We start from the raw sequence: 16,552 nt of genomic DNA on the forward strand, positions 1-16,552 counted from the left end.
CTCTGAAGGGACTCGCTGTGCGACGGCCCCTCAGCTTGACGAGCCCGCGCGGGCGCGGACGCCGTTGGCCAGGGCGACGCGGGACGACACGCCCAGGCGGGCGTACACCTGGCTGATGTGGTACTCGACCGTCTTGACGCTCAGCAGCAGCTCGCGGGCGATCTGCCGGTTGGTCAACCCGGTGGCCACCAGCTGGGCCACGGCGTCCTGCTGCGGCGTCAGGCCGAGGGGGGAGACCGCGTGCTGCTGCCCGCACGCCGCCAGCTCGATCTCGCAGCGTTGCGCGTAGGGCACCGCCTCCAGGCGGTCCAGCTCCCGCAGCGCCTCCTTGAGCTGTTCGGCCGCCGCGGCCCGGCGGCCGAGCCTGCGCAGGAACGAGCCGTACGCCAGCAGGGTCCTGGCCCGGTCGAACGGCTCCCCGGTCTCCGCGCACGCCACCTCGAACGCCGTCGTGGCCGACTCGGTCTCGTGCCCCGCCGCCAGCAACCGAGCCCGGACACCGGGAGAGACGGCCGGTACGTCACCGGCCCGGCGCAGGTCGCCCTCCGTGATGAGCGCGTCCAACAGCAGATCGCCCCACGGCAGCAGCCCGCGCTCGGCCTGGTTCGTTGCGTCGGGCAGACCAAGCTGGGGATAGGCCGTCGCGTCGGGCTGGGCGGACGCGGTGCGGTTGGGCGAGACGTTCGCGGTCCGGTCGGGTGAGGCGGACGCGGGCGCGGTGACCAGGTCGAGCAGCGGTGTCAGCAGGGCGATCACCTCGTCCGGCCGGTTCCGGGCGGCGGCCAGGTGGGCCGCGGCGTACGCGGGGCCGATGACCGCCACCGGCGCCGTCGCGTCCCTGGCCAGCCGCCGGGCCGCCTCGGCGTGCTGTCCGGCGCGCTGCCAGTCGCCTCTGGCCGCGGGCACGAGTGACGCCACCGCGTGGGCGTGCGCCGACATCCAGCAGGGACCGAGCTCGTCGGCGACCGCGGCGGCGAGCTGCCCCAAGGCCGCGGCCTCGTCCCAGCGCCCCTGCTGGAAGTCGGCCAGGCTGCCCATCACAGCGGTGAGCAGCCTGGCCGGTGGCGAGCCCCCCAGCCCGCCGGAGTGACGCATCAGCCGCAGATAGTCGCCGGGCTCGGGACGGCAGCTCCAGGCGTCGATCCTGGCGAGCAGCGCGGGCCGCGCGCACCGCTCCCGCGCCTCGGCCAGCGCCGCCACCGCCTCATCGGTACGGCCGGCGTAGTGAGCGAGTACCCCTCGCGCGAAACGACCGTCCGCTGTGTCGACCCTGAGGGCCGTCGGGGAGGCCGCGCCGACGCCGAAGGTCGAGGGGGACGCCGCACCTGGGGCAGGGCCGGTGCCGGGTTCGGCGGGCGTCCCTGAGGAAGCCGTCGCAGAGGTGCCTGGCCGGGTGGTCGGCTCGTTGGCGCCGAGCCGTACCGCCAGAGCGTGGGCCTCGGCCGGGCGGCCGTCGAACAGGAGGGCCTCGACGGCGTCGGCGCCCGGCTCCCGGTCCAGCCGGGCCGCCTGCGCGAGCAGCCGCGCCGCCTGCCCCCACTCGCCCGCCGCGGCCCTGCGCCGCCCGGCCGCCGCGATGTCCCGCACGAGCTCCGGGCCGGGACGTTCGGCGGCTCGCAGCAGGTGCTCCAGCCGGGTGGTCTCGTCCTCGGTCAGCGTCGCCGCCGCGGCGTGCAGCCGCAGCCGCTTGGTCGGGCCCATGTGCTGATAGACCGCCCCCTTGAGCAGCGGGTACGAGAAGCGGATCAGGATCCCGGCACCGGTCGGCCGCTCCACGAGCAGCCCGGCCCCCAGCGCCTCCTCCAGCGCCGAGAGCGGCGCCCCGACGCCCGCCAGCTTGGCGGCCGCACCGAGCGAAACCTCGCCCACCGCGCGTCCGGACCCAGTGAGCGAGATCTCGACCCCCGCCCGGCCGGTGCCGCCCGGCGCGATGTCGCAGGCCAGGACCGCCGCCGCCTCGACCAACGACCGGGCGGGCTCGCTGCACCAGGCCAGCCGGGCCAGGGCGTCGCGGGCGTGCTGCCCCGGCACCGGCAGCGGGACCTGCGGGTCGGCCAGCTCATCGAGGTCCGTCTCCTCCAGGACCTGCAGGATGTGCCGGGGGTTACCGCCCGTGTGCTCGCACAGCCGCCCGGCCGCCTGCTCGGTCAGGGGCAGGTGGGTCAGCGCGCGCACCTGCCGGGCGCCGATGCCGGTCAGCGCCAGCCGTACCGACATCTCGCGGGTGAGCAGCGGCTGGAGTGAGGCGGGCTGGTAGGGGTCCGGGCTGGTCAGCACGGCCAGGACGCGGGCGGGCCGCAGCCGTCGCCAGGCGAACGCGAGCGCGGTGAGTGAGACGGAGTCGGCCCAGTGCGCGTCGTCGACGGCGATCACCACCGGCCGCGCCTCCTGCAGCTCGTCGAGCCGGTCGCGGAGCCGGGCCCCAGCCTCGAACGGATCCGCGGGCTGCAGACCGGCGATCCTGGTGAGCACGCCGTACGGCAGGACCGACTCGCTCTCCACGGCGTCGGCGGCGATCACGTGCGCCTGGTCGTCCAGGGTGGCCAGGAACCGGCGCAGCAGGGTGCTCTTCCCGATGCCGGCGGGGCCGTGGATCAGGACCAGCCCCGGCTCACCCCGGCGGGCCAGCTCGAAGCGGTCCGTCAGCGATTCCAGCTCTCGTTCTCGCATGCGCACACAGTGCTCTTGCGCGCTCGCAGCTCCCTTGTCGCCGACTGCAAGCGAAGGTTAAGCGGCGCGAGCTATACCAGCATCGGGAGATTTAGCGCGACATGCGAGGGGGCTTGCATGGCTGGGGAGACGTTCACGATCGTGCTGAGAGGCGGGGCGATCCGTCCCGACGCGAGGCTGGGGGTGTTCAGCAGCCTCGACGGCTGGCGGGCCCGCGTGCCCTGCCGCTACGTGGAGGGTGCGGACGAGTGGCGGGTGGAGCTCGACAGGCCGCCCGCCGGGACGGCCGTGGAGTTCAAGTTCCACTGTGACGGGGCGTGGGAGGCGCTGGACGGCAACCGTACCGCCTGGCCCGCGGACATCGCGGCGGGCGAGCGGATCGAGACGATGACCGGCACCCAGTCGGAGCTGTTCCCGACCCGTGACGACATCATCGTCACCAACCCGCTCCCGGCCCGCCGCCACTTCGCCCCCATGCTGGACGAGGCCGTGGTGTACGACTACATCCTGGTCGGCAGCGGCATGGGCGGCGGCGTGCTGGCCCATGAGCTGACGAGGATGGCCGCGGCCAAGGGCGGGCGGATGCCGCAGATCCTCGTGCTGGAGGCCGGCGGGTACCTGTTCTCGACCCACGTCGGCAACATGCCCAGGCAGCAGAGCTCCAGCGCGGAGGCCGACCGGACCGTCTGGGGCCTGTGGTACCAGTACCGGTCGGCGCGCTACCGGACGAGCTCGTCCGGGATGCAGGTCGCCGAGGCGTTCTGCCTGGGCGGCAAGTCGGTCTTCTGGGGGGCGCTGATCCCGAAGATGGACGGGCGGGAGTTCGAGTCGTGGCCGCGCGGCGTCCGCGAGGAACTGCGCACCGAGTGGTACGACGAGGCCACCGATCTGATGCACGGCACGCGCCCGACGCTCAGCGACTACCGCAGGACGATCAAGGAGTTGCTCCGCACCCAGATGAAGCGCTTCCGCCAGCACGAGGTGCAGGTGGCGGCCGAGAACTCGGTGGCGCACCGGCTGGGCATCCCCTCAGGGATCTTCTCGACGGCGGCGCTGCTGATGGAGGACCGCCTGCGCGACGGCTGGAACAAGAGCCTGCACGTCAACCTCAACCACGAGGTCGTCGGGTTCGAGTGGGACCGCTCGGGCGGCCGGACCAGGGTGGCGGCCGTGCGGGCCCGCGACCTGATCGCCGGGAAGGACCGGGTGTTCCGGGTGGCCGACGGCGGGCGGGTGATCATGGCGGCCGGCACCGTGGGCAGCGCCGTGCTGGCCCGCCGGGCGCGGGTCGACAACGAGTGGGTCGGCAAGGGGATCACCGACCACCCCACGTACGTCTGGAAGTTCACGCTGCCGAGCGACGCGCCCGGGTACGCCGCGCACGACTCGGTCAAGATCCTGCTGCGCGGCTCGGTCGGCGCGATGCCGCTCAACGTGGTGGTGGAGATGGGTGTGGGGCTCAACCAGTACCGGGTGGACGAGGACGCCGTCCCGGCGCACGCGGACGTCTCCAGGATGGACTGCGAGATCGTCTTCTTCCCTTCGGTGCCGCTGCTCGACGGCAACACCGTCGAGTTGGACCCGGACACCGGCCGGCCGGTGATCACGATGAAGCCGGTCGAGATCCCCGGTTACCTCGCCGCGGTGCGGGAGATCGGCGGCCGGATCATCCGCATCATGGGCGGCGACCCGGCGGCCTCGGAGCCGTTCGCCGCCGATCTCGGGGCGGTCGGTCACGAGGTCGGCACGCTGCGGATGAGCGAGGACCCCGGCATGGGCGTGGTCGACCCCGACCTGAAGGCGTGGGGGCACGACAACCTCTACGTCTGCGACCTGTCGGTCTTCCCGACATCGCCGGCCGCGAACCCCTCGCTGACGCTCACGGCCTTGGCGATGCGGTTGGCGGACCACCTTTCTGGTTGAGCCGGATTTAGTTGACGGGCTGGTTCGTCAGGACCAGCGCGGACGCGGGAGGCAGATCCTGCAGCTCGATGTGGCGCGAGGCACCCGGGCCGGGCAGCACGGTCACGGCCGACCTGAGCGGGTGCTTCGTCACCCCGCCGATCTCGGCCGTGTTGGCGACCACGGTGAGCTCCTGCGTGCGGGCGTTCAGGGCGCCGTCGATCTCGACAAGGGCGCCGCGCGTCTCGGTCAGGCTCGGGTTGACCACGCAGACCACCTCGGTCCCGGCCAGTACGCGCGACCAGCACAGCACGTCGCCGGGCCGGGGGAGCGCGTAGCCGCCGTCGGCCCGGCCGAGCCTGCGCAGGTACTGCCGCCCGGCCCGCAGCGCCCGGTGGGCCGCCCGCGCGGCCAGCAGCATCCTGATCCGTTGGTAGATCTCGTTGTCCTGGTCGAAGACGTGGTGGCCCGTGGTGCCGTACGGGCCGAACCCGACCATATCCATGTCGAACAGGTGCGCCGCGGTCGGCGACTCGCCATCGACGGGCCGCCCGGCGGCGCCCGCCTTGCGCGGATGCTCCGGCCCGAACATGGCCTCCCGCAGATACCGATCCCCCGACAGCTCGCGGCGGCCCCAGCCCTCGCCCATGAGCCACCCCCGCTCGCTCTCCTCCGGGCCCGTCAGCCCCTGCTCGATGCCGTAGTAGAGGCACGGGATGCCCAGCGAGTACAGCAACAGCGCCACCCCGACCGTGACCTGGCGGGGATCGGGCTCACTGTGGCCCGGTGGCGTCAGCGCGCCGAACCGGAGCTGGGGATCGATCGACAGATCGTCGTGATCGTCCACCATCGAGACGTAGACGGAACCGAGAGAGCGATGAGAGACCCCCTGCGTGGCGAACCTGCGGAAGAACTCCTCGACGGCGTCGGGGAAGGGGAAGTCCTCCCGGCCGAGCGCGACATCGCGCAGGAGCCGCCGCGTCTCGCCGGTCTCCAGGACGGCGCTCAGATTGCGCCCGATCAGGTCCAGGTACCGCTCCTCGATCGTGTCGCCGCCGCCGACCTCTCCCACGATGAGGAAGTTCGCCTTCCCCAGCCCGTCGGCGAACTCCCTGAGCGCCCCGCAGAACAGCGTGGCGTCGCGCGGCGGCACGTGCTTGAGCGTGTCGATGCGCACGCCGTCGATGTCGGTGAGCGCCATCCAGTAGGTCCAGATCCGGATGAGCGTCTGGAGCTCTTTGGACTGGTCGAGGTCCCGGCTGAACCAGTCGGCCCGCCGGTAGGGCGCGTCCGGCTCGTCGTCGCCGCCCTGGCCCCAGCCGAGCCCGTCGCCGCCGGCCCTGGTGTAGGCGTCGGGGTCGTGCAGCTCGTTCGGCCACACGCCGTGGTCGGGCTCGGTGGGCGCGGTGCCGTGCGGCAGGCGCCCGCCGGTGCCGTCACGCCAGGCGCCGAACGGCAGCTTCCCGTCCCGGCCCGCGTACGGCGGGCGGACCACGTACTGGGGGGAGCCCGGGGTGCCGAGGTCGTAGTCCCAGTTCTCGCCGCTGTGGTTGATGAGGATGTCGAGGATGACGCGGATGCCGTGCTCGTGGGCCTTGCCGACCAGCTCCACCAGGTCCTCGCGGGTGCCGAATCTGCGGTCGACGTCCAGGAAGTGCTGGATGGAGTAGCCGTGGGGGTCGTCCGGCGCGGGGACGCCGTCCACGGTCGTGACGGGCCGCTGCTTCCACACGGGCGCGATCCACAGCGCGGTCACGCCGAGCTCGCGCAGGTAGCCGAGCTTGGAGATGACCCCCCGCAGGGTGCCGCCCTGGAAGCGGTCCCGGCCGGAGGCCGCCCACTGGTTCCACATCCACCCGGCCGGGCGGGAGTTCGCCGGCCGGGCCCGGTCGACGAGCTCGCGCTGGTGCTCGCGGCCGTCGCTGAACCTGTCGGGCAGCAGGAAATAGATGACCTCGTCCCGCCAGTCGGACGGCGACGGGTGGTAGCTCTCACGCTGGGGCCAGACGGCCTCCCAAATGCTTCGGGGCGGGGCTTGGCCGATGATCTCGTCGATGTTCGCCATGGCGCCGGGCTCCTTGGCTGTGTATTCCTGCCTGTCTGCCCAATCTGAACCGGGTTACAGTCGCAGGCAAGAGGAGAGGAGAGGCGTGGACATCCGGATTCTGGGCACGTTCGACGTCCTGATCGAGGGCGACTCCGTCGCGCTCGGCGGACCGCAGCGGATGGCCATTCTCGCAGTCCTGCTCCTCCACCAGGGTGAGGTCCTCAGCTCTGACCAGCTCATCGAGTACGTTTGGAGCGGGACACCGCCCAAGAGCGCCCTCAGCGCGCTGCACGCGCACGTGTCACGGCTGCGCAAGGCGCTCAACGGCGCCGACATCCTGCAGTCCTACGGCTCCGGCTACCGCGTCGTCGTCGAACCGGAGAAGGTGGACGCCTTCCGCTTCGAGCGGCTGGTCGAGCAGGGCGCCCGCGCGCTGGCCCAGCAGGACTGGGCGGGGGCCGTGGCGCTGTACAGCCAGGCGCTGGAGTTGTGGCGCGGTCCGGCGCTGACGGAGTTCGCCACCGAGCCGTGGGCGCAGTGCGACGCCATCAGGCTCGAGGAGTTACGCTTCAGCGCCGAGGAGGGCAGGACCGACGCCGAGCTGGCCCTGGGACGGCACGCCGAGGCGCTGCCGCGGCTGGAGCAGCGCGTCAGTGAGCATCCGCTGCGCGAGCGCTCCGTCGCCCAGCTCATGCGCTCGCTCTACCGGTGCGGGCGGCAGGGCGACGCGCTGAACGTCTACGACCGGGTCCGCCGGATCCTGGCCGAGGAGCTCGGCGTGGACCCCGCCCCGGCGCTGCAGGCCACCCACCAGGCGATCCTGCTGCACGATCCGGGACTCGACGGCAGCCCCGCCCCGCCGCCGCGCCAGGACGCCCCGCCGCGGCGGATCATCAACCTGCCCTCGCGCAACCACGTGTTCTCCGGCCGCCAGACGATCCTGGCCGAGATCGAGGGCGCGCTGACCGAGCCGACGACGCGCCCGCCGCCCCGGGTGGTGGCGCTGCACGGGCTCGGCGGCACCGGCAAGACGCAGATCGCCCTGGAGTACGCGCACCGGCACGCCGCCGACTACGACGTGGTCTGGGAGGCGCAGGCCGCCGAGCCCGTGGCCTTCTGGAGCGTGCTGGCGGAGCTCGCGCTGCGCCTGGGCGTACGTCAGCAGGCCGATCGCGGCGAGATCCTGGCCGCGCTGGCCGAGCGCCTGGCCGGGATGGACCGCTGGCTGCTCATCCTCGACGACGTCGAGGACGGCACGCTGATCGAGGCGTTCCTGTCGTCCCTGCGGGCCGGGCACGTCATCGTGACCTCGCGCAACCCCGCCTGGGGCCAGCTGGCCGTGGGCGTGCGCGTGGGCTCCTTCTCCCGGGCCGAGTCAGTCGATTTCCTGTCCACCCGCGTGGCCAGGACCAGCGGTGCCTGGACGCTGGCCGAGCAGCTCGGTGACCTGCCCTTCGCGCTGGAGCAGGCCGCCGCCTACAGCGAGCAGACCGGCATGAAGCTGGATGAGTACGGCGACTTGTTCCGCCGCCGGGCGGACCAGTTGCTCACCCGCGACAAGGCGTTCGCCACGGTCTGGCAGCTTGCCTTCGAGCGGGTCGCGCAGGCCTCGCCGGTCGCCATCGAGCTGCTGCACCTGTGCGCGACGCTGGGCCCCGGCGGCGTCTCGCTCGACCTGCTGGACTCCATGCCCGGGGTCCTGCCGCCCGCTCTCAGGGACGCGGTCGAGGACGAGCTGGCCCTGCAGGACGCCATCGCCCACCTGCTGCGCCACTCGCTCGTCGAGCGCGACAGGGGACGGCTGCGCATGCATCCGCTCGTCAAGGCGGCGGTCTGGGCCAGGCTGCCCGACGAGGAACGGCGTACCTGGGTGACCTGCGCCGTCAAAATCCTGAGCTCGATCGTGCCCGCCGACGCCGAGAACCCCACCACCTGGCGCACTTGGGACAGCGTCATCCCCGACGTCATCCACCTCGGCCAGGAGGCCGACAGCGCGGACATCGCCGTGTCCGGTCTGCCGCGCATGCTCTGCGGCTCCGGCCACTACCTCACGGTACGGGCGGCGTTCGAGCGGGCGCAGGAGCTGTTCGAGCTGGCGCTGCGGCTCGTCAGGCGCCAGCCGGGCGCCGACGCCGACCTGGCGGCCGTGCTGTCCGACCACGGCAACCTGCTGGAGCTCACCGGCGACGTCAACGGCGCCCGCGCCGCCCAGGAACAGGCGCTGGTGCTGGCCGAACGCGCCCTGGGCGGCGACGACCCGGCCGTGGCCCGGGTCCTGCGACGGCTCGGCAACGTGCTGGTCTGCCAGCGCCGCCTGCCCGAGGCCAGGCGTACCCTCGAACGCGCCCTGGCCATCCTGACCGCCCGGCAGGAGCCGGACCGCAGGGAGATCGCCCGCGTCAGCCGGGAGCTGGGCTTCGCCGCGTGGACGGCCGGCGACCTGCGCGCCGGCCAGGAATGGCTGACCAAGGCGCTGGCCACCGCCCGGACGATCCTCGGCCCCGACCACCCGGACGTCGCGCACACCCTGTCCGGGCTGGGGCTGATAGTCCAGGACACCGGCCGCCCGCAACGGGCCGTCAAGTTGCAGGAGCAGGCCGCGTCCATGCTCACCGCCGTGTACGGCGACGAGCACCCCGAGGTCGCCCACACGCTCGACAAGCTCGGGTACGCGCTGCGCCTGTCGGGCCACTTCGAGGAGGCCAGGGTCAGCCACGAGCGGGCGCTGTCGATCCTGGAGTTCTGCTACGGCCCCGGCCACGGCGAGGTCGGCATGCCGCTGACCAACCTCGGCCTGGTCTACCTGGACACCGGCGAGCCGAAGCTGGCCAGGGACCACCAGGAGCGGGCGATCCAGGTGTTCAGAAACGCCTACGGCGACGACCACGCCCACGTCCACCTCGGCGTCCGCCGGCTGGGCCAGGCCATGCTGGCCGACGGCCGGGCCGCCGAAGCGCGGGACCTGCTGCGCAGCGCGCTCACGGGCACCGAGCGCGTGCTGGGGAGTGGCCATCCCGACGTCGCGGGCACCCTGCTCGACCTCGCGCAGGCGTACGAGGTGCTGGTAGAGCAGGAGTCGGCCGACGCCTGCCGGGCGAGGGCCGAGCGAATTCTGGCCCGTGGCAGGAGCCCCATTCAGGGTTAGCCTTCAGCGTTGTCAGCTTTCAGCATTGAGGGTTAGCCCTCAGCCGTCACCTGAGGCCGGATTCGCTCACGGACCCGACTCTGGGGACATGCCGGATTTCACGGACGCGTCCCCGGAGCACCGGGTCATCTCCGCCGAGGTGGAGCCGGTGCCGGGACGACGGCACCAGGCGGCGGCCGTGTTGAGCCGGCTCGGCCTGCGCGTTCTGCACCTCGGCCCGACGATCAGCGTGAGCGCACCGGAAGAGGTCTGGGAGCGGACGTTCGGCCTGCCTGAGCCCGCCATCCCTCGCGAACTGCGGGGACTTGTCACAGGGATCCATCTCGCCGGGCCTCCCGACCTGCACTGACCCACTGACATGCCCCGAGGGGGAAGCATGACCACGATCATCGAACGCCGCGAGTCCACCGTCCACTTCGAGGCAGTGGTGCGGCCGCCGGGCCGGGCCTCCATGTTCGCCGAGTCGTCGGCCGTACAGGCGGCGGGTCTGGACGACCTCATGCCGCCGCCGGAGCGGGCCGCGCAGACCGCGCTCGCGCTGCAGCGCAGAGGGTTCGTCGTCCGGCACGTCGGGACGTTCTCCATCAGTGCGGAGGGCCCGCGCCGGCTGTGGGAGGAGACGTTCAACACCCGCGTGGCCGTCAGGCCGCACACCCTGCGCGGCGCGCCGGCCGCCGAGCCGGGTGATGAAGTCTCCTATCTTTCGCATGTGTCCGGGGTCCCGTTCACGCTGCCCGCCGACCTGGAGCCGCTGGTCGAACGGGCCTACCCGCAGGCGCCACCGCAGTTCTACGGCTCGCCGCTGCCGCCCAGGGTCTCTTATCACCACCTGCGCGTGCCGGACGATGTCGGGCTCCTCCTGCGCGCCTGCCACGTGCACGAGCGGGGGGTGACCGGCCGGGGGGTGTTCGTGGCCATGGTCGACACGGGCTTCTACAAGCATCCCTTCTATCCGCATCACGGCTACAACTACAACGCCACCCTCGCGCCGGACGCCGCCCGCGTGGACCACGACGAGTACGGCCACGGCACGGCCGAGGCGGCCAACATCTTCGCCTGCGCGCGCGACGTGGACTTCGTCGGGGTGAAGATGGGCGGCAACGCCACGCTCGCGTTCAAGACCGCCGCCGACCTGTCGCCCGCTGTTCTGACCAACAGCTGGGGCTACGACCTCAACGGGCTCACCGGGCTGCCCAACTTCCTGCGGCCGCTGGAGTTAGCGGTGCTGGAGGCCGTACGGGTGCGCGGCATCACGGTCTGCTTCTCCGCGGGCAACGGCCACATCTCCTTCCCCGCGATGATGCCCGACGTCATCGCCGCGGGCGGCGTGTACGTGGAGGAGACGCAGGTCAACGGGGAGTTCAAGATGGAGGCGTCCGACTATGCGAGCAGCTTCGACAGCCTCATCTATCCGGGCCGGCACGTGCCCGACGTCTGCGGGCTGGTCGGACGGCAGCCCAGGGCGCTCTACATCATGCTGCCGACCGAGCCCGGCGATGTCATCGACTCCTCGCTGGCCGGTCCCGGCTACCCGGTCAAGGACGGCACCGCGCCCGACGACGGCTGGAGCGTGATCAGCGGCACCAGCGCCGCCGCGCCCCAGATCGCCGGGGTGTGCGCGCTGCTCAAGCAGGTCCAGCCGGGGTTGTCGCCCGACCTGGTGAAGGCGCTGCTCAGGGCCTCGGCGCGGGACGTCGTCGACGGAAAGAGCGGGACGGGGGAGCTCGCGGGGGAGGGCTTCGACGGGGCGACCGGGGCGGGGCTCGTGGACGCCGCGGCGGCGTACCGGCTGGCGCGCTCGGTCACGCCGCGCAGCCTGCACACCGTCCCGCCGCCCGTCTGACGGGCCGGACTTCTGATGGATCGACGGTCTGACGGGACGCCCCTCTGACGGGCTTGCCGTCTGATGGGTTGACGGTATGGCGGGCCCAATGACTGCTGGGCGGCCCTGCCGAGGGGCGGGGTTCGACCGGCGGGGGCCGCGGTGGTGACGCGGGGGCGGCCGCCGCGGCCCCGATCGCTCTTCCCGGGACGCTGCGCTCGTTCCGGGAAGAGCGCCGGGGGTTCGCCGGTTGCATCCGTACGTGGACGAGATCGACGTCGTGGTGATCGGGGCCGGGCAGGCCGGGCTGTCGGGCGCGTACTTCCTGCGCCGGTTCGGCTTCGAGCCGCTGGTGCTGGACGCGGACGACGGGCCGGGCGGGGCATGGCGGCACCGGTCGCCGTCGCTGACCATGGACAAAGTGCACGGCATCTTCGACCTTCCCGGTGCACGGCGCTCCGATCCACCGGTGGCCGCCTCGCCCGGAGCTGGTCGGGCTGATCTGTCCGGGGCCGATGGGCGGCGGCCCGCCGCCGTGGTCGTCTCCGAGTACTTCGCGGACTACGAGCGGGAGCTCGGGTTCGCTGTGCTACGGCCGGTCAAGGTGACGGCCGTGGCGCCGGGGGAGGGCGGGCGGCTCCTCGTCACCTCCGGGGCGGGGGAGTGGGCGGCGCGGGCCGTGGTCAACGCCACCGGCACCTGGACCCGCCCGTACTGGCCGTACTATCCGGGCGCGCGTTCCTTCCGCGGCCGTCAGCTGCACTACGCGGCGTACCGGGGGCCGGAGGAGTTCGCCGGGCGGCGGGTGGTCGTCGTTGGCGGTGGGACCTCGGCCGCGCACGTGCTCTCCGAGATCGCCGGCCTCGCCGCGAGCACGCTCTGGGTCACCCGCCGGCCGCCCGTGTTCCGCCCGCTGGACGACTTCGGCGAGGACGCGCGCCGCGACGCCGTCGCCCTGGTCGAGGCGCGGGTACGCGCCGGGCTGCCGCCGCAGAGCGTGGTCGCCGTGACCGGGCTCGGGTACACGCCGGTCGTCCGGCAGGCGCTGGCCAAGGGGGCGCTGGAGCGGCTGCCGATGTTCGGCCGCATCAGCGCCGACGGGGTGAGCTGGGATGACGGACGGTACGTGGAAGCGGACACGATCATCTGGGCCACCGGCTTCCGCTCGGCACTCGACCACCTCGCCCCACTGCGGTTGCGCGAGCCAGGGGGCGGGATCAGGGTGGACGGCACCGAGGTGATCGCCGAGCCGCGCCTGCAACTCGTCGGCTACGGCCCTTCGGCGAGCACGATCGGCGCCAACCGTGCAGGCCGCACCGCCGCCCGGAACATCCGCCGCCTCCTCGCCCAGACCCCCTCCGTTCCGGCCGCCTGACCTATTGACGTCCCCGCCTCCTCGCCGCGCCCCTCCATTCCAGCTGCCTGACCTACTATGAGAAGTAGTAAAAATACCGATTGAGGCAGAGGCCGGTAGCACTCTCGACACGGGGTGTTACCACGGGATAGCGTCGGGTGAAAGGATCTTTATCCGTCTCTGGAGGTCCCCCCGATGGATGTTCCCGGCTACACCGAAATTCGGGAACTCGGACACGGCGGGACCGGACGGGTGATGCTCGCGTTACGCACGTCCGACGGGACGCCTGTGGCGATCAAGCACCTCGCCGCGCGATTACGCGACGACGAGCTGTTCGTCGAACGCTTCCGCGCCGAGGCCGGGCTGATCCGCGAGCTCGACAGCCCGCACACGGCCCGCCTGCTCGACTACGTCGAAGGCCACGACGACGCCTGCATCGTGATGGAGCTGGTGGACGGCATCACCTTGCGCCGCCTGTTGCAGCACGCGGGCGCCACCGGCCCCGAGGCGGCGCTGGCCGTACTGAAGGGCGCCCTGCTCGGGCTGGCCGAGGCGCACCGGCACGGCGTCGTACACCGTGACTTCAAGCCCGAGAACGTGATCGTCTCCCAGGACGGCCAGAGCAAGCTCGTCGACTTCGGCGTCGCCGCCCACACCGGCGAGAACGCCCCACTCGCCGGAACCCCCTCCTACATGGCCCCCGAGCAGTGGGCGGACGCCCCGGCGGGGTCGGCGTCGGACGTGTACGCGGCGGCCGTGGTGTTCTTCGAGTGCCTGTCCGGGCACCGGCCGTTCATCGCGGACAATTTCGCCGCCCTCGCCTACCAGCACCAGCACGCCGAACCCCCGCTGGCCGACATCGAGGAGCCGATGCGGGCGCTGGTCGGGCACGGCCTGGCCAAGGACCCCGCCGAACGGCCGGAGTCGGCCGAGGCGTTCCTGGCGGAGCTGGAGGAGGTCGCCGACTCCGCCTACGGCACCGGCTGGGAGGTACGCGGCCGCGCAGGGCTCGGCCTGCTGACCGTCCCGCTGACCTCTTTGCTACCTCTGTCGCGGCCGCTGCCCACGTCGGGGAACGGCGGCACGAGCCTGTTCAGCAGCGCGCTCGCGCCGGTGACCAAGTTCGCGGTGACGGGCGGCCTGGTGGTCGCGACCGCCGCCGCGGTGGCGTCGGCGTTCGTGATCTGGAACGACGCGCCGGCGGAGCGCCTCGCCGGGCTCCCGCCGGTCAGCGCGCCCGCCGAGTCGGCCCTGATCCCCACGCCATCCGGTACCGCGGAGCCGTCCATCCGCACCCCGGTGCCCAGCGACCTCGCCAGCCCCCCGCCCACCACCGACGCCGCGGACCCGGTGGTCACCGGGGACCAGACCGAGCCCACCGAGCCCACCGGCACCCATTCGCAGGAGCCCACCCGTACCCGCTCGCAGGAGCCCACCCGCAGGCCGGAGCCGACGCGGACTACGCGCCCAGCCACCTCCGCACCCGCCACTTCCAAACCGACCACCCAGCCGCCCACCAAGCAGGCGTCGCCGACGAAGCCCGCCACCAGCGAGCCCAAGCCCTCCGCCCGCCCGGCCACCACCAGCCCCCCGGACACCCAGGCCCCCGCTCCGACCAAGGCCGCCGGGCCGCTGGTCTCGGTTTCGGTCAAGGTGTCGATCGACGTACCCGTGCTCAAGGGCAAGGACGGCCTGCTCGACGTCGACCTCGGTCTCGGGCTCGGGAGCGGCCTGCTCGGCTCCGTGCTGGTCCCCGGTTCCGCGCTGCTCGGCCGCCACTGGGCCGTCCGCAGAGCCAGGCGGGCGCGGTCCTCGCACACGTCGTCCTGTCCTCCGCCGGACATCGACAAGCCGTGATCCGCGCCGCCCGCCGGCAGCGAGGCGTTCGCGGAGACCGCTGTACTACGGAGACCGCTGTACCGCGCGAGCCCGCCCAAGCGCCCGCTTGCCGCCCCACCGCCCGACATTTCGCCCATACCAAAATTTGCTGATTTGCCGACCGATACAGGTGATCCCCTACTATCTAGCCTCGGATAGGGGGCGTACTTCTGGGCCCCGCAGTTCGGGCGAAGGAGAAGTGTGGCGGTTGCATGCCCCGCCGACCGGCGGCGCCGTCCGATCCTCACCAACGCGCTCACCGCGATGATCACGGCGGTGTTCCTGTTAGTGAGCCTGGCCACGCCCGTGCACGCGGCCCCCAAGCCGACGATCAAGCAGCTCAAGAAGGAGCTGGCCGCCCTGGGGAAGCAGTCGGACAAGCTGATCACCGAGTACTACAACGGCCGCATCGCCCACCAGAAGGCCGAGAAGGCGGAGAAGGCCGCCCAGGACAAGCTGGCCGCCGCCCAGGAGGTCTATGACCGAGAGTCGGCCGAGCTCAGGCTGATGGCCGTCGCCCAGTACACCAACGGCGGCCCCCCGAGCCCCGCCACCATGCTCTCGGCGAACGAGGACCCCTCCGCGCTCATGAGCCGCCTCGCGCTCTCCAACCACCTGGTCGACCAGCAGAGCGCCAGGCTGGCCGGCTTCGCCAAGGTCAGGGACGACCGCAAGCAGGCTGAAGGGGAGGCGGCCGCCCGCGCCAAGGAGCTCGGCGACCAGGTCGCGGACCTCGGCAAACGCAAGGACAAGGCCGAGCAGCTGATCAAGAAGATCAAGGACAAGATCGACAAGCTCTACCAGGCGCCCGGCGTCCGGCGGTCGGACGGCACCTGGGTCCCGCAGCTTCCCGGGGGCTCCGACAACATCACTCCCCGGATGCGCCTGGTCAAGACCCTCGTGAAGGAGCGCTTCGCCGTACCCAATGGAATCGGTTGCTACCGGGCGATCCAGGACGGCGGCGAGCACCCGCTCGGGAGGGCGTGCGACTTCATGCTGAGTCGCGGCGGCTCGATGCCGACGGCCGCGGAGGTGGCGCGCGGCAACGAGATCGCCGCCTGGGCGATCAAGAACTCCAAGCGGCTGGGCATCATGTACATCATCTACCGCCAGCGGATCTGGCACGCCAGGACCGGTGCCTGGCGCACGATGTCAGACCGCGGCGGCACCACGGCCAACCACTACGACCACCCGCACATTTCGGTGTACTGAGTGTGCTCCCGCTCTCCGGACCGGACTCCCGCACGAGGGGCGCGTGAACGGCGCGTTCGCTGAGGGCGGTTCGGATGCCGAGAATCATGGACAAGCATCGGCCGTCGCGTCGAGTTCCGCGTATCGGGCCTGGCAATCGCGATAGAGCGGAAGCAGCCCGCGCTCCTCGGCTTCGCGCAGGGAAGGAGCGGTCCTGTCCATGTCGGAGAGAATGAATTCGTGCTCCCGCGGCCAGGGCACGTTCAGCTCCGGGTCCAGCGGGTTGATGGACACGGTCGTGCTCGGCGAATAGAGGCTGGAGCAGAGATACGAGACGGTCACCTCCTTCGTCAGCGCGAGGAATCCGGCGGCGAGCCCCTCCGCGACGTAAAGGGCCTTCCTGCTCTCGGCGGTCAGTTCGACCGCGATGTGCTCGCCGTAGGTAGGCAAGCCGATCCTGGTGTCGAGTACGACGCAGAGCATGGCCCCGTGCGCGCAGCAATTCAAGACTCGCGCTGAGAGAGATCATCGACATCTCCGAAC

10 protein-coding genes are annotated in these 16,552 nt (G+C 72.1%); 7 read left to right on the forward strand and 3 right to left on the reverse strand.

Translation table 11 applies throughout. The features are described 5' to 3' along the window. Positions 1–30 precede the first annotated feature (30 nt). The gene (locus tag ACIBO2_RS30465; protein WP_358542656.1) at positions 31–2,670 is read right to left on the reverse strand and encodes an AAA family ATPase; all 2,640 of its coding nucleotides are present in this window, start codon (positions 2,668–2,670) and stop codon (positions 31–33) included. Between the two features lie 117 nt (positions 2,671–2,787). Between ACIBO2_RS30465 and ACIBO2_RS30470 the strand changes: the two genes are divergently transcribed. Beyond that, positions 2,788–4,593, forward strand: coding sequence for a GMC oxidoreductase (locus ACIBO2_RS30470; protein ID WP_358542659.1), 1,806 nt, complete (start codon positions 2,788–2,790; stop codon positions 4,591–4,593). A 7-nt stretch (positions 4,594–4,600) separates the two neighbouring features. Here the strand turns inward: ACIBO2_RS30470 and ACIBO2_RS30475 are convergent, their stop codons facing one another. Next, positions 4,601–6,637, reverse strand: coding sequence for an alpha-amylase family glycosyl hydrolase (locus ACIBO2_RS30475; RefSeq protein ID WP_397301240.1), 2,037 nt, complete (start codon positions 6,635–6,637; stop codon positions 4,601–4,603). An 85-nt stretch (positions 6,638–6,722) separates the two neighbouring features. On the opposite strand from ACIBO2_RS30475, the gene fxsT reads away from it, so the two are divergent. The 6 genes from fxsT to ACIBO2_RS30505 all read left to right on the forward strand — a co-directional run bounded on the left by fxsT (position 6,723) and on the right by ACIBO2_RS30505 (position 16,030). Then, positions 6,723–9,764, forward strand: a complete 3,042-nt coding sequence (gene fxsT / locus ACIBO2_RS30480) for an FxSxx-COOH system tetratricopeptide repeat protein (RefSeq protein WP_397301243.1) — start codon at positions 6,723–6,725, stop codon at positions 9,762–9,764. An 88-nt stretch (positions 9,765–9,852) separates the two neighbouring features. Further along, positions 9,853–10,113 carry a hypothetical protein gene (locus ACIBO2_RS30485; RefSeq protein WP_358542665.1) on the forward strand — a complete coding sequence of 87 codons (261 nt, stop codon included), beginning with the start codon at positions 9,853–9,855 and terminating at the stop codon, positions 10,111–10,113. A 27-nt stretch (positions 10,114–10,140) separates the two neighbouring features. Further along, positions 10,141–11,607 carry a S8 family serine peptidase gene (locus tag ACIBO2_RS30490; protein ID WP_397301246.1) on the forward strand — a complete coding sequence of 489 codons (1,467 nt, stop codon included), beginning with the start codon at positions 10,141–10,143 and terminating at the stop codon, positions 11,605–11,607. A 241-nt stretch (positions 11,608–11,848) separates the two neighbouring features. Continuing rightward, entirely contained in the window at positions 11,849–12,961 is a 1,113-nt protein-coding gene (locus tag ACIBO2_RS30495) for an FAD-dependent oxidoreductase (protein ID WP_397301249.1), read from the forward strand. 174 nt (positions 12,962–13,135) lie between these two features. Further along, positions 13,136–14,797 carry a protein kinase gene (locus ACIBO2_RS30500; RefSeq protein ID WP_358542673.1) on the forward strand — a complete coding sequence of 554 codons (1,662 nt, stop codon included), beginning with the start codon at positions 13,136–13,138 and terminating at the stop codon, positions 14,795–14,797. Between the two features lie 222 nt (positions 14,798–15,019). Then, positions 15,020–16,030 (forward strand): hypothetical protein, encoded by a 1,011-nt coding sequence (locus tag ACIBO2_RS30505; RefSeq protein WP_358542675.1) that lies wholly within the window; start codon positions 15,020–15,022, stop codon positions 16,028–16,030. Between the two features lie 84 nt (positions 16,031–16,114). Here ACIBO2_RS30505 and ACIBO2_RS30510 read toward each other — a convergent pair whose 3' ends face one another. Further along, positions 16,115–16,516, reverse strand: coding sequence for a dTDP-4-dehydrorhamnose 3,5-epimerase family protein (locus ACIBO2_RS30510; protein ID WP_397301253.1), 402 nt, complete (start codon positions 16,514–16,516; stop codon positions 16,115–16,117). Positions 16,517–16,552: the final 36 nt, after the last annotated feature.

This window comes from Nonomuraea sp. NPDC050022, assembly GCF_044460705.1.
GTDB lineage: Bacteria > Actinomycetota > Actinomycetes > Streptosporangiales > Streptosporangiaceae > Nonomuraea.